The organism is Burkholderia sp. BCC1640 (assembly GCF_902833125.1).
Lineage (GTDB): Bacteria > Pseudomonadota > Gammaproteobacteria > Burkholderiales > Burkholderiaceae > Burkholderia > Burkholderia diffusa.
Genome location: NZ_CADFEF010000025.1, coordinates 36,276 through 50,796 on the forward strand (window position 1 = coordinate 36,276; position 14,521 = coordinate 50,796).

The window sequence follows — 14,521 nt, forward strand, 5'->3', positions numbered from 1 at the left end:
ACCGAGCGCCGGATAAGCGGAGCGGCACGATGTATCGCCATCTGCTCGTGACGGTCGACGGCATGCCCGGCGGCATCGATGCGATCGGCCATGCGCTCGAACTGGCGCGTGCGGTCGGCGCGCGGGTCACGTTCGTGCTGTCCGCCGCCGCGCCGGACTCGCGTTTATCCGGAGCGCGGATGCCGGAGCACGGTGCGAAAGTGGAAGCCGCCGCACGGGCGCAGGGCCTGTCCCATGCGATCGCGGGGGCCGGCCGTCCGGGGGCCGGCCATCCGGGGGCCGGCGACGCGTCGCCTGCCACGCTCGCCGGCGAGCTCGGCTGCGACCTGATCGCCGTCGCGGCGCTGCCGCACGATGCCGATGCTGCAGCGACCGCGCAACGGCGGGTGCTGCTGGCGACGAGCGGCGTGCCGGTGCTCGTGTGCCCGGCGCGGCGTGCGCCGGCCGAGGCGCGCGTGATGGCCCGCTGTCTCGCGGCGCATCGCGCGCTCGGCGAGCAGCTGCAGGCGCTGACGATGACGATGGCGAGTGACACCGCGGACGCGGCAACGCGGCCGACCGGCGACGCGGGCGACCCGCTGACCGCGCTGGCATCGCTCGCGGCGCTGCAGAACGCACGCTTCGGCGCGTCCGCCGAAGCACGCCTGTTCGCGGCATTGCGCATGCGGGCGGAGAGCACCGCGGCCGAACTCGACGAGCTCGACCGCCAGCGGCGCCGCGATGCGCACGCGCTCGACGCGCTGGCGCGGCTCGCCGCCGACGGATTGCCGTCGGCCGCGTTCGATGCGGCGCTCGCCGACTATGCGCGCGGCGCGTTCGAGCAGATGGGGCGCATCGAAGGCGTGATTTTCCCGGCTGCGCGGCGCTATCTGGGCGACGCCGACTGGAACGAACTGGACGCGCCCCCGGCGAGCGGCACAGCCGCGACGACGCCGGGCGCGGACGAACCCGACGATGCGTGACGCGCATCCGACTGAATACTTACGGAGAACACGATGGCACATGCAGTGCGATTCCACGAAACCGGCGGCCCCGACGTGCTGCGCTGGGAAGCGGTCGAAGTCGGCGAGCCGGGCGCCGGGCAGGTTCGCCTGCGGCACGAGGCCGTCGGCCTGAATTTCGCCGACACGTACTTCCGCAGTGGCCTGTATCCGGTTCCGCTGCCGGCGGGCATCGGCGTCGAGGCGGCCGGCGTGGTCGAGGCCGTCGGCCCCGGCGTGACGAACGTCGCCGTCGGCGATCGCGTGACCTACACCGGCTTCCTCAACACGCTCGGCGCGTACAGCACCGAACGGCTGATTCCGGCCGCGCCGCTCGTGAAGCTGCCCGCCGGCATCGCATGCGAAACGGCCGCGGCGATGACGATGCGCGGGCTGACCTCGGCCTACCTGCTGCGCCGCATCCACGCGTTCGCGCCGGGCGACACGATCCTGCTGCACGCGGCCGCAGGCGGCGTCGGGATGATCGTGTCGCAATGGGCGAAGCTGCTCGGGCTCACGGTGATCGGCACCGTGTCGAGCGAACACAAGGCCGCGGTGGCCCGCGCACACGGCTGCGACCACACGATCGACTACAGCCGCGAGGACGTCGCGAAACGCGTGCGCGAACTAACGGACGGCGCCGGCGTCGACGTCGTGTTCGACAGCGTCGGCAAGGACACCTTCGAAGGCTCGCTCGATTCGCTGAAGCGGCGCGGGCTGATGGTCTGCGTCGGCACGGCCTCGGGCCCGATCCCGCCGTTCGACCCGCAGCGCCTCGCGATGAAGGGCTCGCTGTACCTGACGCGCCCGGCGCTGGCCGACTACATCGGCGATCCGGCCGAGAAGAACGACCTGGCCGGCGAACTGTTCGCGCACGTCGCGGCCGGCCGCATCCGGATCGAGATCAACCAGCGTTATGCGCTGCAGGACGCGGCGCAGGCGCACCGCGACCTGGAATCGCGCAAGACGACCGGCTCGTCGGTATTCATCGTCTGAGGAGACGCGCATGCGAGTCGAACCCCTGACCTGTGCGATCGGCGCGGAGTTGCTGGACGTGAGCCTCGCCGACGCCGTGCACGACGACGGCCTGTTCGCCGAGATCCGCGCGCAGTTGCTGCGTCATCGCGTGCTGTTCCTGCGCGACCAGGACATCACGCGCGCCGAGCACGTCGCGTTCGCGCGCCGCTTCGGCGAGCTCGAGGATCATCCGGTCGCCGGCAGCGACCCCGAGCACCCGGGGCTCGTGCGGATCTACAAGTCGCCCGACCAGCCGAACGACCGCTACGAGAATGCGTGGCACAGCGATGCGAGCTGGCGCGTGGCGCCGCCGTTCGGCTGCGTGCTGCGCTGCATCGACGGTCCGCCGGTTGGCGGCGACACGATGTGGGCGAACATGGTGCTCGCGTACGAGCACCTGCCGGAACACGTGAAGCAGCAGATCGCGGACTTGCGCGCGCGTCACAGCATCGAGGCGAGCTTCGGCGCGGCGATGCCGATCGACAAGCGTCTCGCGCTGAAGGCGCAGTATCCGGACGCCGAGCATCCGGTCGTGCGCACGCATCCCGAAACGGGCGAGAAGGTGCTGTACGTGAACGCGTTCACGACGCACTTCACGAACTTCCACACGCCCGGGCGCGTGCGTTACGGACAGGACGCGAATCCCGGCGCCGGCCAGCTGCTGCAATACCTGATCAGCCAGGCCTATATCCCCGAATACCAGGTGCGCTGGCGCTGGAAGAGGAACAGCGTCGCGATCTGGGACAACCGCGCCACGCAGCATTACGCGGTGATGGACTACCCGCCGTGCGTGCGCAAGATGGAGCGCGCGGGCATCGTCGGCGACGTGCCGTTCTGATCTGAACGCGCCCGCGCCTTAACCGGTTCCTGAAACCCCATGCAACACGCCGGGCCTGCCGCCCGGCGCGACGGGACACGCACGCCCGTACGCCCCGAACACAACGATTCCATCTGGAGGACGACATGCAATTTCTCGACGATTCGCTGCACCCGGAAAACCAGGACAAGGTAGTCATCACGGTCGCGCCGTACGGCCCCGAATGGATGCCCGCGGATTTCCCGGAAGACATTCCGGTGACGATGGACGAGCACGTACAGAAGGCCGTCGACTGCTACAACGCGGGCGCGACGGTGCTGCACCTGCACGTGCGCGAGCTCGACGGCAAGGGCAGCAAGCGGCTGTCGAAATTCAACGAACTGCTCGGCCGGCTGCGCGAGGCGGTGCCCGACATGATCCTCCAGGTCGGCGGCTCGATCTCGTTCGCGCCGGAAGGCGACGGCGCGGAAGCGAAATGGCTGTCCGACGACACGCGCCACATGCTCGCCGAGCTGACGCCGAAGCCCGACCAGGTGACGGTCGCGATCAACACCGTGCAGATGAACATCACCGAACTGATGAACCGCAAGGACATCGCCGGCACGTCGCTGAACGAGGCGGCGCTGTGGGACGCATACCGCGAGATGACCGTGCCGGCCGGCCCCGGCTGGGTCGACGAGCACCTGCGCCGGCTGCAGGCGGCCGGCATCCAGCCGCATTTCCAGCTCACCGGCATGCACGCGCTCGAGACGCTCGAGCGGATCATCCGCCGCGGCGTCTATCGCGGCCCGCTGAACGTCACGTGGGTCGGCATCGGCGGCGGCTTCGACGGCCCGAATCCGTACAACTTCATGGAATTCGTGCGGCGCTGTCCGGACGGCGCGTGCATCACGCTCGAATCGCTGATGAAGAACGTGCTGCCGATCAACACCGTCGCGATGGCGCTGGGGCTGCATCCGCGCTGCGGGATCGAGGACACGATCATCGACCAGAAGGGCAACCGGATGACGTCGGTGCAGCAGGTCGAGCAGTGCGTGCGGATCGCGCGCGAACTCGGCCGCGATATCGCGACCGGCAAGGAGGCGAAGGCGATCTATCGGATCGGCGTGCAGTACGACGGCGTCGACGAGACGCTCGCGCAGCTCGGGATGGCGCCGAACCGCCGGCCCGGGCAATTGAGCGTGCCGCTGCGCGCCGCCTGACGCACCGCGCATCCGGGTGGCGCGCCCGCGCCGCCCGCCGATCGATGTGGCGCGGCACCCACCCTCGCGCGGTGCGCGAGGCAAGCTCCGACGAACGGAGCGGGGCCGCGCAAGCCGCGCCGGCGCATTGCCGCACCGGCGCCGGAGGAGACACGCATGCTGATTCATCACGTCGAGCCGTCGCTGCAGGACGTGGCGGCCACCGGGCGGCGCGCGCCGGCCTATGCCTGGCTCGTGTTCGGGCTGACCGTCGGGCTGCTGCTGTCGGACTACATGTCGCGGCAGGTGCTCAATGCCGTGTTTCCGCTACTCAAGCACGCGTGGGGGCTGTCGGACACGCAGCTCGGCTCGCTGTCCGGCGTCGTCGCGCTGCTCGTCGGGCTGCTGACGTTTCCGCTGTCGGTGCTCGCCGACCGCTTCGGCCGCGTGCGCAGCATCGTGCTGATGGCCGCGCTGTGGAGCGTCGCGACGCTCGGCTGCGCGCTGTCGACCAACTACGCCGAAATGCTCGTGGCGCGCGGGCTCGTCGGCCTCGGCGAAGCCGCGTACGGCAGTGTCGGCGTCGCGCTGATCCTCAGCATCTTCCCGGCGCGCCTGCGCGCGACGCTGACCGGCGCGTTCATGGCCGGCGGCGCGTTCGGCTCCGTGTTCGGGATGGCGCTCGGCGGTCTCGTCGGCGCGCATCTCGGCTGGCGCTGGTCGTTCGGCGTGATGGCCGCGCTCGGCATCGTGCTGCTCGTCGCGTACCGCGGCATCGTCACCGAACGGCGGCTCGCGGCATGCCGCGTCGAACCGTGCCGGCCCCATGCCGATGCGCCGCGCGACCTGCGCGGCAGCGTGCGCGCGCTGATGTCGGGACTGTTCGCATCCCGTTCGGTGATCTGCGCGTATGTCGGCAGCGGGCTGCACCTGTTCGTGCCCGGCGCGCTGTTCGCCTGGTTGCCGAGCTACCTGAACCGCTATTACGCGATGGCGCCGGACCGTGCCGCCGTGCTTGCGGCCGGCTTCGTGCTGCTGTCGGGCGTCGGGATGGTCGGCTGCGGGATCGTCACCGACCGCGTCGGCAAGGCCGACGGCAAGCGCAAATGGCTGACCGCGATCGCGTATTGCGTGCTGACGGGCGTGTGCCTCGCGGTCGCGTTCCGGCTGCCGCCCGGGCCGCTGCAACTCGCGCTGATCTGCGCGGGCATGCTGGTCGGCGCGGGTGCGTCGGGCGCATCGGGCGCGATGGTCGCGAACCTCACGCCGGCCGCGATCCACGCATCGGCGTTCGCGACGCTCACGCTCGCCAACAACCTGCTCGGCATGGCGCCGGGCCCGCTGCTGACGGGGTGGGTCGCCGATCGCACCGGCCTCGTCGGCGCACTGCAATGGATTCCCGTCGTGCCGCTCGCGGCCGCCGTGCTGTTCGCGATCGGACGCGCGAGCTATGCGGCCGATCTCGCGCGCGTCGAACGCGAACGACGCGCGTCACATCTTTCCTGAACCGAACCCTCCCGGAGGCAGCATGACCCTGGCGACCGCGCCCACCATCCTGATCGTGCCCGGCTTGCGCGATCACGTCGAAGATCACTGGCAGACGCATCTGCAACGGCGCCTGCCGAACGCTCGCGCCGTCGCGCCGCTCGAAGCCGACAAGCTGAGCCGCGCCGCGCGCGTCGCGGCGCTCGATGCGGCGCTGGCCGCGATCGACGGCCCCGTGATCCTCGTCGCGCACAGCGCGGGGGTGATGATCACCGTGCATTGGGCGCTGCAGGCCACGCGTGCCATCGACGGCGCGCTGCTCGCCGCACCGGCCGATCTCGATACGCCGATGCCCGCCGGCTATCCGACACCGGATGCGCTCGACGCGCACGGCTGGACGCCGGTGCCGACCCGGCCGCTGCCGTTTCCGAGCATCGTGGCCGCGAGCCGCAACGATCCGCTCGCGCGATTCGAACGCACGCAGGCGCTGGCGGCCGGGTGGGGCAGCCGGCTCGTCGATCTCGGCGAAGTCGGACACCTGAACCCGGCTTCGGGATTCGGCGAATGGCGGGATGCGGAGCGGTTGATCGGGGAGGTGATCGCGCTCCGTGCGGCCTGAGCGCCGTCCGCAACGCGCCGCGCACGCTTTTCATGCCGGCGCGTCCGTCCGAACCGATTCCGGTTCAGCGTCCGTTGATATACGACGTCCTAACATGCGACGTATCCGGCGCAATGGTCAACAAGCACATCCTCGACAAACGGAAGGTTTTTGTTAGGGAAATTCCCGCCCCGCGCGGGTCGGTTTTTTGTTGACCGACATCGTATAACGCCGTCATGATTTCCCGAAAGAACGGTCCCATCCACCGACCGAAGCGAGGAGACATGAACACCACCACGATCGCGCGCCGTGTCCGCCGGATCGCCCTGGCGCTGGGCCTGACGCTGCCGGCCGCGGCCGCCGTCGCGGCTCCCGTGTCGCTGAATGTCGTCGACGTCGCGGGCAACCTGCAGCTCACGCAGAAGGCCATCGAGGCGTTCAAGGAAAAGAACCCGAATCTCGTCTCGAACGTCACGTTCACGAACGCGCCCGCGCCGCAGTTGCCGGGCAAGATCAAGGCGATGCAGGCCGCGGGACGGGCCGACATCGACCTCGTGCTGACGGGCACCGACGCGCTGGCCGCCGGCATCGAGCAGAACCTTTGGCTGAAGCTGCTGCCCGACAGCGCGGGCGCGTTCCCCGGCGTGCTCGACAAATACGCGCCCGGCCCGCGCAAGATGCAGGATCTCGCGCAGGGTTTCGGTCTCGAAGTGACCTACATGCCGGCCGGCCCGCTGCTCGAATACAACCCGGCCAAGGTCAGCGATCCGCCGAAGACGCCCGAGCAGTTGCTCGCGTGGTGCAAGGCGCATCCGAACAAGCTGATCTACGCACGCCCGGCGAACTCGGGCCCCGGCCGCACCTTCCTGATGGGGCTGCCGTACGTGCTCGGCGACAAGAACCCGCAAGACCCGATCAACGGCTGGGACAAGACCTGGGCGTTCCTGAAGCAGCTCAACGACTGCGTGCCGTACTACCCGGGCGGCACGTCGGCCGTGATGAAGGAGCTCGGCGAAGGCACGCGCGACATGACGGTGACCGTGACCGGCTGGGACCTCAACCCGCGCGCGCTCGGCATCGTGCCGGCCGACTTCCGGGTCCAGGCATTCGACAACATGACGTGGGTCAACGACGCGCACTTCATGGTGATTCCGAAGGGCGTCGCGAAGGACAAGCTCGACGTGCTGTTCAAGCTGATGAATTTCCTGCTCGAACCGGCGCAGCAGGCGATGACCTACGACGACGGCTACTTCTATCCTGGCCCGGCGGTGAAGGGCGTGACGCTCGAGATGGCGCCCGCGCACAGCCAGGAGGTGATCAGGAAGTTCGGCCGCCCCGAGTACGCGAAGCTGCTCGCGGATCGTCCGCACGTGCAGCCGCTCAACGCGCAGGCGATGGTCGCCGCGTTCCAGAAGTGGGACCGCGAGATCGGTTCGCAGAAGTCGAAATGACGCATGAACCCGCGGGCGCCGCGGCGCCCGCGCCGACGGAGTTCGCGTAATGAAGCACAGTTTCGAACGGTTGCGGCTCGACGGCGTGTGCCGCAGCTTCACCAATGCGGAGGGCGCGCAGGTCGCCGCACTGAACGGGCTCGATCTCGACATCCGGCGCGGCGAGTTCATCGCGCTGCTCGGCCCGTCGGGCTGCGGCAAGTCGACCGCGCTGAACTGCATCGCCGGGCTGCAGCCGCTCACGAGCGGCGGCATCTGGCTCGACGATACGCGCATCGACGTATTGCCGCCCGAGCGCCGCGGCTTCGGCATGGTGTTCCAGAACTACGCGCTGTTTCCGCACATGTCGGTGCTCGAGAACGTCGGCTTCGGGCTGAAGATGCGCGGCGTGCCGAAGCAGGAAACGCGGCGGCGCGCGCAGCAGGCGCTCGAACTCGTGCAACTCGTCGGCCACGAGGGCAAGCTGCCCGGGCAGCTGTCGGGCGGGCAGCAGCAGCGCGTCGCGATCGCGCGCGCGATCGTCATCGAACCGCCGCTCGTGCTGATGGACGAGCCGCTGTCGAATCTCGACACGAAACTGCGCATCGAGATGCGTGCCGAGATCCGCCGCATCCATACGCAGCTCGAACGCGCGACGATCTACGTGACGCACGACCAGGACGAGGCGCTGTCGATGGCCGACCGGATCGTCGTGATGAAGGAGGGCGTCGTGCAGCAGGTCGCGTCGCCGAAAGACGTGTACACGCGCCCGCACAATCTGCACGTGGCACGCTTCATGGGCTATCGCAACGTGCTGCCATTCACGCTCGAAGGGATGGCCGGCGACCACGTGAACGTCACCGCGGCGGGCGTGCGCATCGCGGGCGTGCCGATGGCCGGTTTCGACGGCAAGGACGTGGTGGTCGCGCTGCGCCCCGACGACATCGAGCGAGCGGAAGAAGGGGCCGACAACGCATTCGATGCGACCGTCGAAACGGTCGAATACGGCGGCCGCGACTCGCTCATCCGCGCGATCACGCCGTTCGGCCCGATCTGGGCGCGGGTCGCCGGCGAGTTCGCGGAGGGCGAGCGGTTGCGGCTGCGCGTCGCGCCGGCGCGCACGCTCGTCTATGCGGGAGACGCATCGTGAACGGCCGAGGCGCGACGCGCCCCCGGGAGGCCGCATGAGCACGCTCGCGACCGGCGGCGCGCCGCGCGACGCGAAGGCATGGCTCGTCACGCCGGCGCTCGCGTTCATCGTCGCGCTGTTCATCTATCCGTTCGCGTACGGCCTGGTCCTGTCGTTCCAGCCGATGAACGGCGGCGGCGCGCTCGCGAACTACGTGCAGTTCTTCACCGACACCGCGATGTGGCCGACCGTGCTCGTCACGCTGAAGCTCGCGGTGCCGGCGACGCTGATCAACGTCGGCATCTCGGTGCCCGTCGCGTTCGCGCTGCGCCGCAACTCGCCGTACCAGAAGTTCGTCACGACGCTGCTCGTGATTCCCGTCACGCTCGGCACGGTGCTCGTCGCCGACGGGATGCTCACGTATTTCGGACCGAACGGCTGGTTTCCGCAGGCGCTGCAGGGGCTGCACCTGTACACGGACGAAGTGCGCCTCACGCACAATTATTGGGGCGTGCTGCTGTCGCTGATCGTGTCGGGCTTTCCGTTCGCGTTCCTGCTGATGCTGTCGTACATCAGCGGCATCGACCCGACGCTCGCGCGCGCCGCGGCCACGCTCGGCGCGAACCCGTGGCAGCAGTTCCGGCGGATCTACCTGCCGCTGCTCGTGCCGGGGCTCACGATGGCCGCATGTCTGTCGTTCGTGCAGGCGTTCTCGGTATTCCCGTCGGCCGTACTGCTCGGCGCGCCGGCCGGGCCGACGCGCGTGATCTCGATCGCGGCCGCCGAAGCCGCGTTCGAGAGCTACGACTATTCGCTCGCATCGGCGATCGCGATCGTGATGGGCTTCGTGCAGTTGCTGGTGGTCGCGTCAATGCTCGGCGCGCGCCGCTTCTTCTATACCGGTCCGGTCACGGGAGGCAAGGGCTGATGGCGACCGACAATCATGCGGCGCCGGCATGGCCGCCGAAGCACAGCCCGCCCGGCGCGCAGCCCGTCAACGCGATGAAGCCGCGGAAACTGCGCGACAGCCTCGCCGGCCGCGCGTGGAAGGCGCTCGTGTGGGGGCTGATGGCGTTCTTCCTGCTGAACGTGATGCTGCTGATCGCGACCGTCGCGGTGAACTCGGTCGCGACGCGCTGGTTCGGCACGCCGCTGCCGCAGGGCTTCACGCTGCACTGGTATGCGAAGGCGTGGGAAGACTTCCAACTCGCCAGCGTGCTGTGGGTGACGGTCGAAGTCGTCGGCGCGGTCGTGCTGCTGTCGGTCGCGCTCGGCGTGCCGGCCGCCTACGCGCTCGCGCGCGTGCAGTTCCGCGGCAAGCGCTTCGCGCTGCTGGTGTTCCTGCTGCCGCTGATGGTGCCGCCCGTCACGTACGGGATCCCGATGGCGACCGTGATGTACAAGGTCGGGCTCGCCGGCACGCTGCCCGGCGTGATCCTCGCGAACCTCGTGCCGGCGCTGCCGTTCGTGATCCTCGTGATGACGCCGTTCATCGAGCAGATCGATCCGAATCTCGAATCCGCCGCGCGCATCTTCGGCGCGAACACGTGGCGCTATTTCCGCTACGTGCTGCTGCCGCTGCTGGTGCCCGGCATGCTCGCGGCCGGGCTGCTCGTGCTGGTGCGCACGATCGGGATGTTCGAGCTGACCTTCTTCACCGCGGGCCCGAGCACGCAGACGCTCGTCGTCGCGCTGTATTACGCGGTGTTCTCGACCGGCGTGCGCGCACCGCAGTCGATCGACGCGATGGCGATGATCTACATGGCCATCACGCTCGTGTGGGTCGTGATCGCGCTGCAGTTCGTGAGCCCGACGCAGCTCGTGAGTCGTGTGAAGCAGGAGCGGCAGTAGCCGCGCACGAAGGCGGCGGGGCAGCGGGGCGGTCGCGCCGTTTCTGCCGTCCGTGCAATTGGTTACAAATGGATACCGCGAACCACGCGCGGACGTTGCAGACTACGCGGCATACCGGCTCGGCGATGCGTTCACTGACATCGCCGCATGCCGCCCGACGTTCACCCGATTCGCGGAGTTCCATGAAGTTTCCCACGCTGCTGACGCTCGGCTGTGCCGCCACGCTGCTCGCCGCCTGCCACCTGCTCCACGACGGCCCCGGATCGAGCGACGTCGATGCCGCGGTGCGCCGCGCGCTCGAAGCGGAAAACCACGGCGGCCTGAACGCGCTGTTCGGCCAGCCGCTGCCCGTGTCAGCCGACGTGATCTCGGCGAAGCCCGACGGCGACTGCAGGAAGACCGGCGAACGCACCTACGCGTGCGACGTCGTGATCACGTGGCGCAACAGCGATTACACGCCGTCGCGTGCGAACCTGACCTTCGTGCAGGCCGCCGACGGTTCGTGGCAGACCTCGGGCGTCGACGCCGCCATCGCGACCGGCGCCGCCAAGTCGCTGATCGACAAGATCGGCAAGGCATGGCCGGGCAACGCAGCCAGCGGTGCATCGGCACCGCAATGACGCGCCGGCGACGGGCTTCGTCGCCGCTCCTGCCGAAATGCCGTGCGATCGATGCGTGCCGAACCGTCGCCTGACTTCCGTTGAAGGCAACCAGTCCCTTCGTCTCGTCCGATGCTCGAACCTGTGTCACGGTGAAAAAGGGCGCAAACACCGCCTGCCATCGGTCGAAGCCATCCTCGGTATGCGGGCCGCCATATAGGGAAAACCCTTAACTCGAGATATAATCGCGGGCTAGAAGAAAGGTCGAACCATGCCCGAACGTTTCCAATCCCTTGAAAAATTCGTGTTTTCTCTGGTCGTGATGTCCGCGGTCTTCTGCTCCGCATTCCTCGCGTACGAGCGTCACCCCGAGATCAAGATCGCGCTGCACGAAGGCGAAGCGCTGATGCGCGAAAGCGCCAAGTATTCGGTCATCTGCTCGCCGTCCAAGGTCGATCCTTGCGTCGAGATGTCCGCTTACTGAGCCTCGTCTCACGTTGACGCAGCGCCGCTGATTCCCGCCGACGCGCGGCCGATGGCCGACACGCGCCGGCGGCGCGCATTGCGCCCCCGCGCATACCGGTGCCCGCCGCGCACCGCCTGAAACCCCGATTCCCCGCTTCTCCGATTCCGCCGCGGCGTCCTGTCCGCAAGGCGTCGTCACGTCTTTCTCCCCGCTCGATCCATCGTCACGACGTGCCGCGGCTCGCCGCCATGCGTGCCTTTCCGTTCGGGAAAGGCTGGTTGAGCATCGATCGATTTTCGCCGAATGCGAACGTCGTCATGATCGCCGTCATCGACAACGCGATTTCTTCGGAGACAACCATGACGCGCCCCCTGGACGGTATCCGCGTGCTGGAACTCGGCCAACTGATCGCCGGGCCGTTCGCGGGCCGGATGCTCGCCGAATTCGGCGCGGACGTGATCAAGGTGGAGCCGCCCGGCGTCGGCGACCCGCTGCGCAAATGGCGGCTGCTGCACGACGGCACGTCGGTCTGGTGGGCCGCGCAATCGCGCAACAAGACCTCGCTCGCGCTCGACCTGCGCACGCCGGAAGGGCAGGACGTCGTGCGCCGCCTCGTCGCCGAGACCGACGTGCTGATCGAGAATTTCCGGCCCGGCACGCTCGAAGGCTGGGGGCTCGGCTGGGAGACGCTGTCCGCGATCAACCCGAGGCTCGTGATGCTGCGCGTATCGGGCTTCGGTCAGACCGGCCCGTATCGCGACCGCCCCGGCTTCGGCGTGATCGCCGAGGCGATGGGCGGCCTGCGCCACCTGACCGGCGAGCCCGGCCGCACGCCGGTGCGCGTCGGCGTGTCGCTCGGCGATTCGCTGTCGGCACTGCACGGCGTGATTGGCGTCCTGCTCGCGCTGCGCCATCGCGAGCAGCAGGGCGGTCAAGGGCAGGTCGTCGACGTCGCGCTGTACGAATCGGTGTTCAACATGATGGAAAGCCTGCTGCCCGAATACGCGGCGTTCGGCGCGGTGCGCGAGGCGGCCGGCAGCAGCCTGCCCGGCATCGCGCCGACCAACGCGTACCGCTGCCGCGACGGCAAGTACGCGCTGATCGCCGGCAACGGCGACAGCATCTTCCGGCGGTTGATGGAACTGATCGGGCGCCCCGATCTCAGCCACGATCCGGCGCTCGCGCACAACGACGGACGCGTCGCGCAGGTCGCGCGCATCGACGCGGCGATCGGCGAATGGAGCGCGCGACACGATCTCGACGACGTGCTCGCCGCGTTGAACGACGCGCGTATCCCGTCCGGACGCATCTACGACGTCGCGGACATCGCGGCCGATCCGCATTACCGCGCGCGCGACATGATCGTCGACGCCGCGCTGCCCGACGGCACGCCCGTGCTCGTGCCGGGCATCGTGCCGAAGCTCGGCGCGACGCCGGGACGCATCGAGCGTCCGGCGCCCGCGCTCGGCGCCGATACGGACGCGGTGCTCGAATCGATCGGCATCGATGCCGCGACGCGCGACGACTGGCGCGCGCGCGGCGTGATCTGAACCGGCCGGCCAGCCTCCGGGACGACGACATGAGCAAGCATCCCCAACGACTCTACATCCACGAAGTCGCGACACGCGACGGCTTCCAGAATGAAGCGGCGTTCGTCGACACCGACGACAAGATCGCGCTCGTCGACGCGTTGAGCGCGTGCGGCTACGCGAAGATCGAGGTCACGTCGTTCACGTCGCCGAAGGCGATCCCCGCGCTGCGCGACGCGGAGGCCGTGATGCACGGCATCGTGCGCGCGCCGGGCGTCGTCTACACGGCGCTCGTGCCGAACGTGCGCGGCGCGGAGCGCGCGCTGTCGTGCGGCATCGACGAGGTGAACCTCGTGATGTCGATGAGCGAGAGCCACAACCGCGCGAACCTGCGGATGACCCGCGAGCAGTCGTTCGCGCAGCTGCGCGACGTGATCGACGCGGTGCGCGGCACGGGCGTTGCGATCAACGTGTCGCTGTCGACCGCGATGGGCTGCCCGATGGAGGGCGACGTGCGCGCGGAAACCGTGCTCGCGTGGATGCAGCGCTTCGCGGATCTCGGCGTGCACGGCGTCACGCTGTGCGACACGACCGGCATGGCATATCCGTCGCAGGTGCGCGAGCTGGCCGAACGCGCACGCGAGCGCTTCGGCGCGCTGCAGCTCACGCTGCACTTTCACAACACGCGCGGAATGGCGCTCGCCAACACGCTCGCCGCGCTCGAAGCCGGCATCGACCGCTTCGACGCGTCGCTCGGCGGGCTCGGCGGATGCCCGTACGCGCCGGGCGCGACCGGCAATGCGTGCACCGAGGAATTGGTCCACATGCTCGCGCTCGACGGCTACGATACGGGCATCGACCTTGCGGCCGTGCTCGCCGCGGCTGCGCGGCTGCCCGCGCTGATCGGGCATGACGTGCCGAGCCAGATCCTGAAGGCCGGGCGCCGCTCGGACCTTCATCCGCCGCCGCGCGCCGAAACCGGCGACATGCCGGCGCAGCGGGCTTTCTCGTGAACGCGTGGAAACAGGAGCGAACCACATGGCACTGATTGACCACCTCGACCACCTCGTGCTGACCTGCGTCGATCCGGAGCGGACCAGGCACTTCTACACGGAAGTGCTGCAGATGCAGCTCGAAACCTTCGGTGCGGGCCGGCTCGCATTCCGCTTCGGCAACCAGAAGATCAACCTGCACGTGCGCGGCGCGGAGTTCGAGCCGAAAGCGCACGTGCCGGTGCCCGGCGCGCTCGACCTGTGCTTCATCGCGTCGGTGCCGCTCGACGACGTGATCGCGCATCTGCGCCGCGTTGACTGGCCGATCGTCGAAGGGCCCGTCGAGCGCACCGGCGCGACGCAGAAAATACGGTCGGTGTACGTGCGCGACCCGGACCTGAACCTCATCGAGATATCCGAGCTGATCTGAGTGCCGATCCGTTGCGC

The 14,521-nt window shown here is 68.9% G+C and carries 16 protein-coding genes; 15 read left to right on the top strand and 1 reads right to left on the bottom strand.

What is annotated here, in order from left to right; genetic code table 11:
* Positions 1–29: 29 nt before the first annotated feature.
* The 12 genes from HWX25_RS24295 (at position 30) to HWX25_RS24350 (ending at position 11,571) form a co-directional block, all read left to right on the top strand.
* Positions 30–962 carry a universal stress protein gene (locus HWX25_RS24295; RefSeq protein WP_175910980.1) on the top strand — a complete coding sequence of 311 codons (933 nt, stop codon included), beginning with the start codon at positions 30–32 and terminating at the stop codon, positions 960–962.
* Positions 963–995: 33 nt separating this feature from the next.
* The gene (locus HWX25_RS24300) at positions 996–1,976 is read left to right on the top strand and encodes a quinone oxidoreductase (protein WP_175910982.1); all 981 of its coding nucleotides are present in this window, start codon (positions 996–998) and stop codon (positions 1,974–1,976) included.
* 10 nt (positions 1,977–1,986) lie between these two features.
* The gene (locus HWX25_RS24305; protein ID WP_175910984.1) at positions 1,987–2,835 is read left to right on the top strand and encodes a TauD/TfdA family dioxygenase; all 849 of its coding nucleotides are present in this window, start codon (positions 1,987–1,989) and stop codon (positions 2,833–2,835) included.
* 125 nt (positions 2,836–2,960) lie between these two features.
* Positions 2,961–4,016 carry a 3-keto-5-aminohexanoate cleavage protein gene (locus HWX25_RS24310; protein WP_059524336.1) on the top strand — a complete coding sequence of 352 codons (1,056 nt, stop codon included), beginning with the start codon at positions 2,961–2,963 and terminating at the stop codon, positions 4,014–4,016.
* A gap of 156 nt (positions 4,017–4,172) precedes the next feature.
* Entirely contained in the window at positions 4,173–5,501 is a 1,329-nt protein-coding gene (locus tag HWX25_RS24315; RefSeq protein ID WP_175910986.1) for an MFS transporter, read from the top strand.
* A 22-nt stretch (positions 5,502–5,523) separates the two neighbouring features.
* Positions 5,524–6,099, top strand: a complete 576-nt coding sequence (locus tag HWX25_RS24320; protein WP_175910988.1) for an alpha/beta hydrolase — start codon at positions 5,524–5,526, stop codon at positions 6,097–6,099.
* A 263-nt stretch (positions 6,100–6,362) separates the two neighbouring features.
* A complete protein-coding gene (locus HWX25_RS24325) occupies positions 6,363–7,529 on the top strand; it encodes an extracellular solute-binding protein (protein ID WP_059524330.1) in 1,167 nt (388 codons plus the stop codon).
* Between the two features lie 49 nt (positions 7,530–7,578).
* Positions 7,579–8,658: an ABC transporter ATP-binding protein gene (locus HWX25_RS24330; RefSeq protein ID WP_175910990.1), complete on the top strand. Its 1,080-nt coding sequence runs from the start codon at positions 7,579–7,581 to the stop codon at positions 8,656–8,658.
* Positions 8,659–8,692: 34 nt separating this feature from the next.
* Complete coding sequence (locus HWX25_RS24335) at positions 8,693–9,565, top strand: sugar ABC transporter permease (protein ID WP_040144198.1); 873 nt, start codon at positions 8,693–8,695, stop codon at positions 9,563–9,565.
* The gene (locus HWX25_RS24340; protein WP_175910992.1) at positions 9,565–10,488 is read left to right on the top strand and encodes an ABC transporter permease; all 924 of its coding nucleotides are present in this window, start codon (positions 9,565–9,567) and stop codon (positions 10,486–10,488) included. The genes HWX25_RS24335 and HWX25_RS24340 overlap by 1 nt, the downstream gene beginning before the upstream one ends.
* 182 nt (positions 10,489–10,670) lie before the next feature.
* On the top strand, positions 10,671–11,108 hold the full coding sequence (locus HWX25_RS24345) for a hypothetical protein (protein ID WP_059449716.1): 438 nt from the start codon (positions 10,671–10,673) through the stop codon (positions 11,106–11,108).
* Positions 11,109–11,358: 250 nt separating this feature from the next.
* The gene (locus tag HWX25_RS24350; RefSeq protein ID WP_059467484.1) at positions 11,359–11,571 is read left to right on the top strand and encodes a hypothetical protein; all 213 of its coding nucleotides are present in this window, start codon (positions 11,359–11,361) and stop codon (positions 11,569–11,571) included.
* Between the two features lie 205 nt (positions 11,572–11,776).
* Here HWX25_RS24350 and HWX25_RS24355 read toward each other — a convergent pair whose 3' ends face one another.
* Positions 11,777–11,914 (bottom strand): hypothetical protein, encoded by a 138-nt coding sequence (locus HWX25_RS24355; RefSeq protein WP_156441322.1) that lies wholly within the window; start codon positions 11,912–11,914, stop codon positions 11,777–11,779.
* On the opposite strand from HWX25_RS24355, the gene HWX25_RS24360 reads away from it, so the two are divergent.
* The 3 genes from HWX25_RS24360 to HWX25_RS24370 are packed head-to-tail and all read left to right on the top strand — an operon-like array spanning position 11,913 to position 14,504.
* Positions 11,913–13,103, top strand: a complete 1,191-nt coding sequence (locus HWX25_RS24360; RefSeq protein ID WP_175910993.1) for a CaiB/BaiF CoA-transferase family protein — start codon at positions 11,913–11,915, stop codon at positions 13,101–13,103. The two genes, HWX25_RS24355 and HWX25_RS24360, sit on opposite strands and share 2 nt — an antisense overlap.
* A gap of 29 nt (positions 13,104–13,132) precedes the next feature.
* Positions 13,133–14,095 (top strand): hydroxymethylglutaryl-CoA lyase, encoded by a 963-nt coding sequence (locus tag HWX25_RS24365; protein ID WP_175910995.1) that lies wholly within the window; start codon positions 13,133–13,135, stop codon positions 14,093–14,095.
* 25 nt (positions 14,096–14,120) lie between these two features.
* Positions 14,121–14,504 carry a VOC family protein gene (locus HWX25_RS24370; protein WP_059524323.1) on the top strand — a complete coding sequence of 128 codons (384 nt, stop codon included), beginning with the start codon at positions 14,121–14,123 and terminating at the stop codon, positions 14,502–14,504.
* Positions 14,505–14,521 lie beyond the last annotated feature (17 nt).

What these genes read in the sequence shown, in the direction of transcription:
- HWX25_RS24305 (WP_175910984.1), top strand. Translation starts at nt 1,987, where the DNA reads ATGCGAGTCGAACCCCTGACCTGTGCGATCGGCGCGGAGTTGCTGGAC.
- HWX25_RS24310 (WP_059524336.1), top strand. Translation starts at nt 2,961, where the DNA reads ATGCAATTTCTCGACGATTCGCTGCACCCGGAAAACCAGGACAAGGTA.
- HWX25_RS24295 (WP_175910980.1), top strand. Translation starts at nt 30, where the DNA reads ATGTATCGCCATCTGCTCGTGACGGTCGACGGCATGCCCGGCGGCATC.
- HWX25_RS24300 (WP_175910982.1), top strand. Translation starts at nt 996, where the DNA reads ATGGCACATGCAGTGCGATTCCACGAAACCGGCGGCCCCGACGTGCTG.
- HWX25_RS24315 (WP_175910986.1), top strand. Translation starts at nt 4,173, where the DNA reads ATGCTGATTCATCACGTCGAGCCGTCGCTGCAGGACGTGGCGGCCACC.
- HWX25_RS24330 (WP_175910990.1), top strand. Translation starts at nt 7,579, where the DNA reads ATGAAGCACAGTTTCGAACGGTTGCGGCTCGACGGCGTGTGCCGCAGC.
- HWX25_RS24355 (WP_156441322.1), bottom strand. Translation starts at nt 11,914, where the DNA reads ATGGTTGTCTCCGAAGAAATCGCGTTGTCGATGACGGCGATCATGACG.
- HWX25_RS24350 (WP_059467484.1), top strand. Translation starts at nt 11,359, where the DNA reads ATGCCCGAACGTTTCCAATCCCTTGAAAAATTCGTGTTTTCTCTGGTC.
- HWX25_RS24340 (WP_175910992.1), top strand. Translation starts at nt 9,565, where the DNA reads ATGGCGACCGACAATCATGCGGCGCCGGCATGGCCGCCGAAGCACAGC.
- HWX25_RS24360 (WP_175910993.1), top strand. Translation starts at nt 11,913, where the DNA reads ATGACGCGCCCCCTGGACGGTATCCGCGTGCTGGAACTCGGCCAACTG.
- HWX25_RS24325 (WP_059524330.1), top strand. Translation starts at nt 6,363, where the DNA reads ATGAACACCACCACGATCGCGCGCCGTGTCCGCCGGATCGCCCTGGCG.
- HWX25_RS24320 (WP_175910988.1), top strand. Translation starts at nt 5,524, where the DNA reads ATGACCCTGGCGACCGCGCCCACCATCCTGATCGTGCCCGGCTTGCGC.
- HWX25_RS24345 (WP_059449716.1), top strand. Translation starts at nt 10,671, where the DNA reads ATGAAGTTTCCCACGCTGCTGACGCTCGGCTGTGCCGCCACGCTGCTC.
- HWX25_RS24370 (WP_059524323.1), top strand. Translation starts at nt 14,121, where the DNA reads ATGGCACTGATTGACCACCTCGACCACCTCGTGCTGACCTGCGTCGAT.
- HWX25_RS24335 (WP_040144198.1), top strand. Translation starts at nt 8,693, where the DNA reads ATGAGCACGCTCGCGACCGGCGGCGCGCCGCGCGACGCGAAGGCATGG.
- HWX25_RS24365 (WP_175910995.1), top strand. Translation starts at nt 13,133, where the DNA reads ATGAGCAAGCATCCCCAACGACTCTACATCCACGAAGTCGCGACACGC.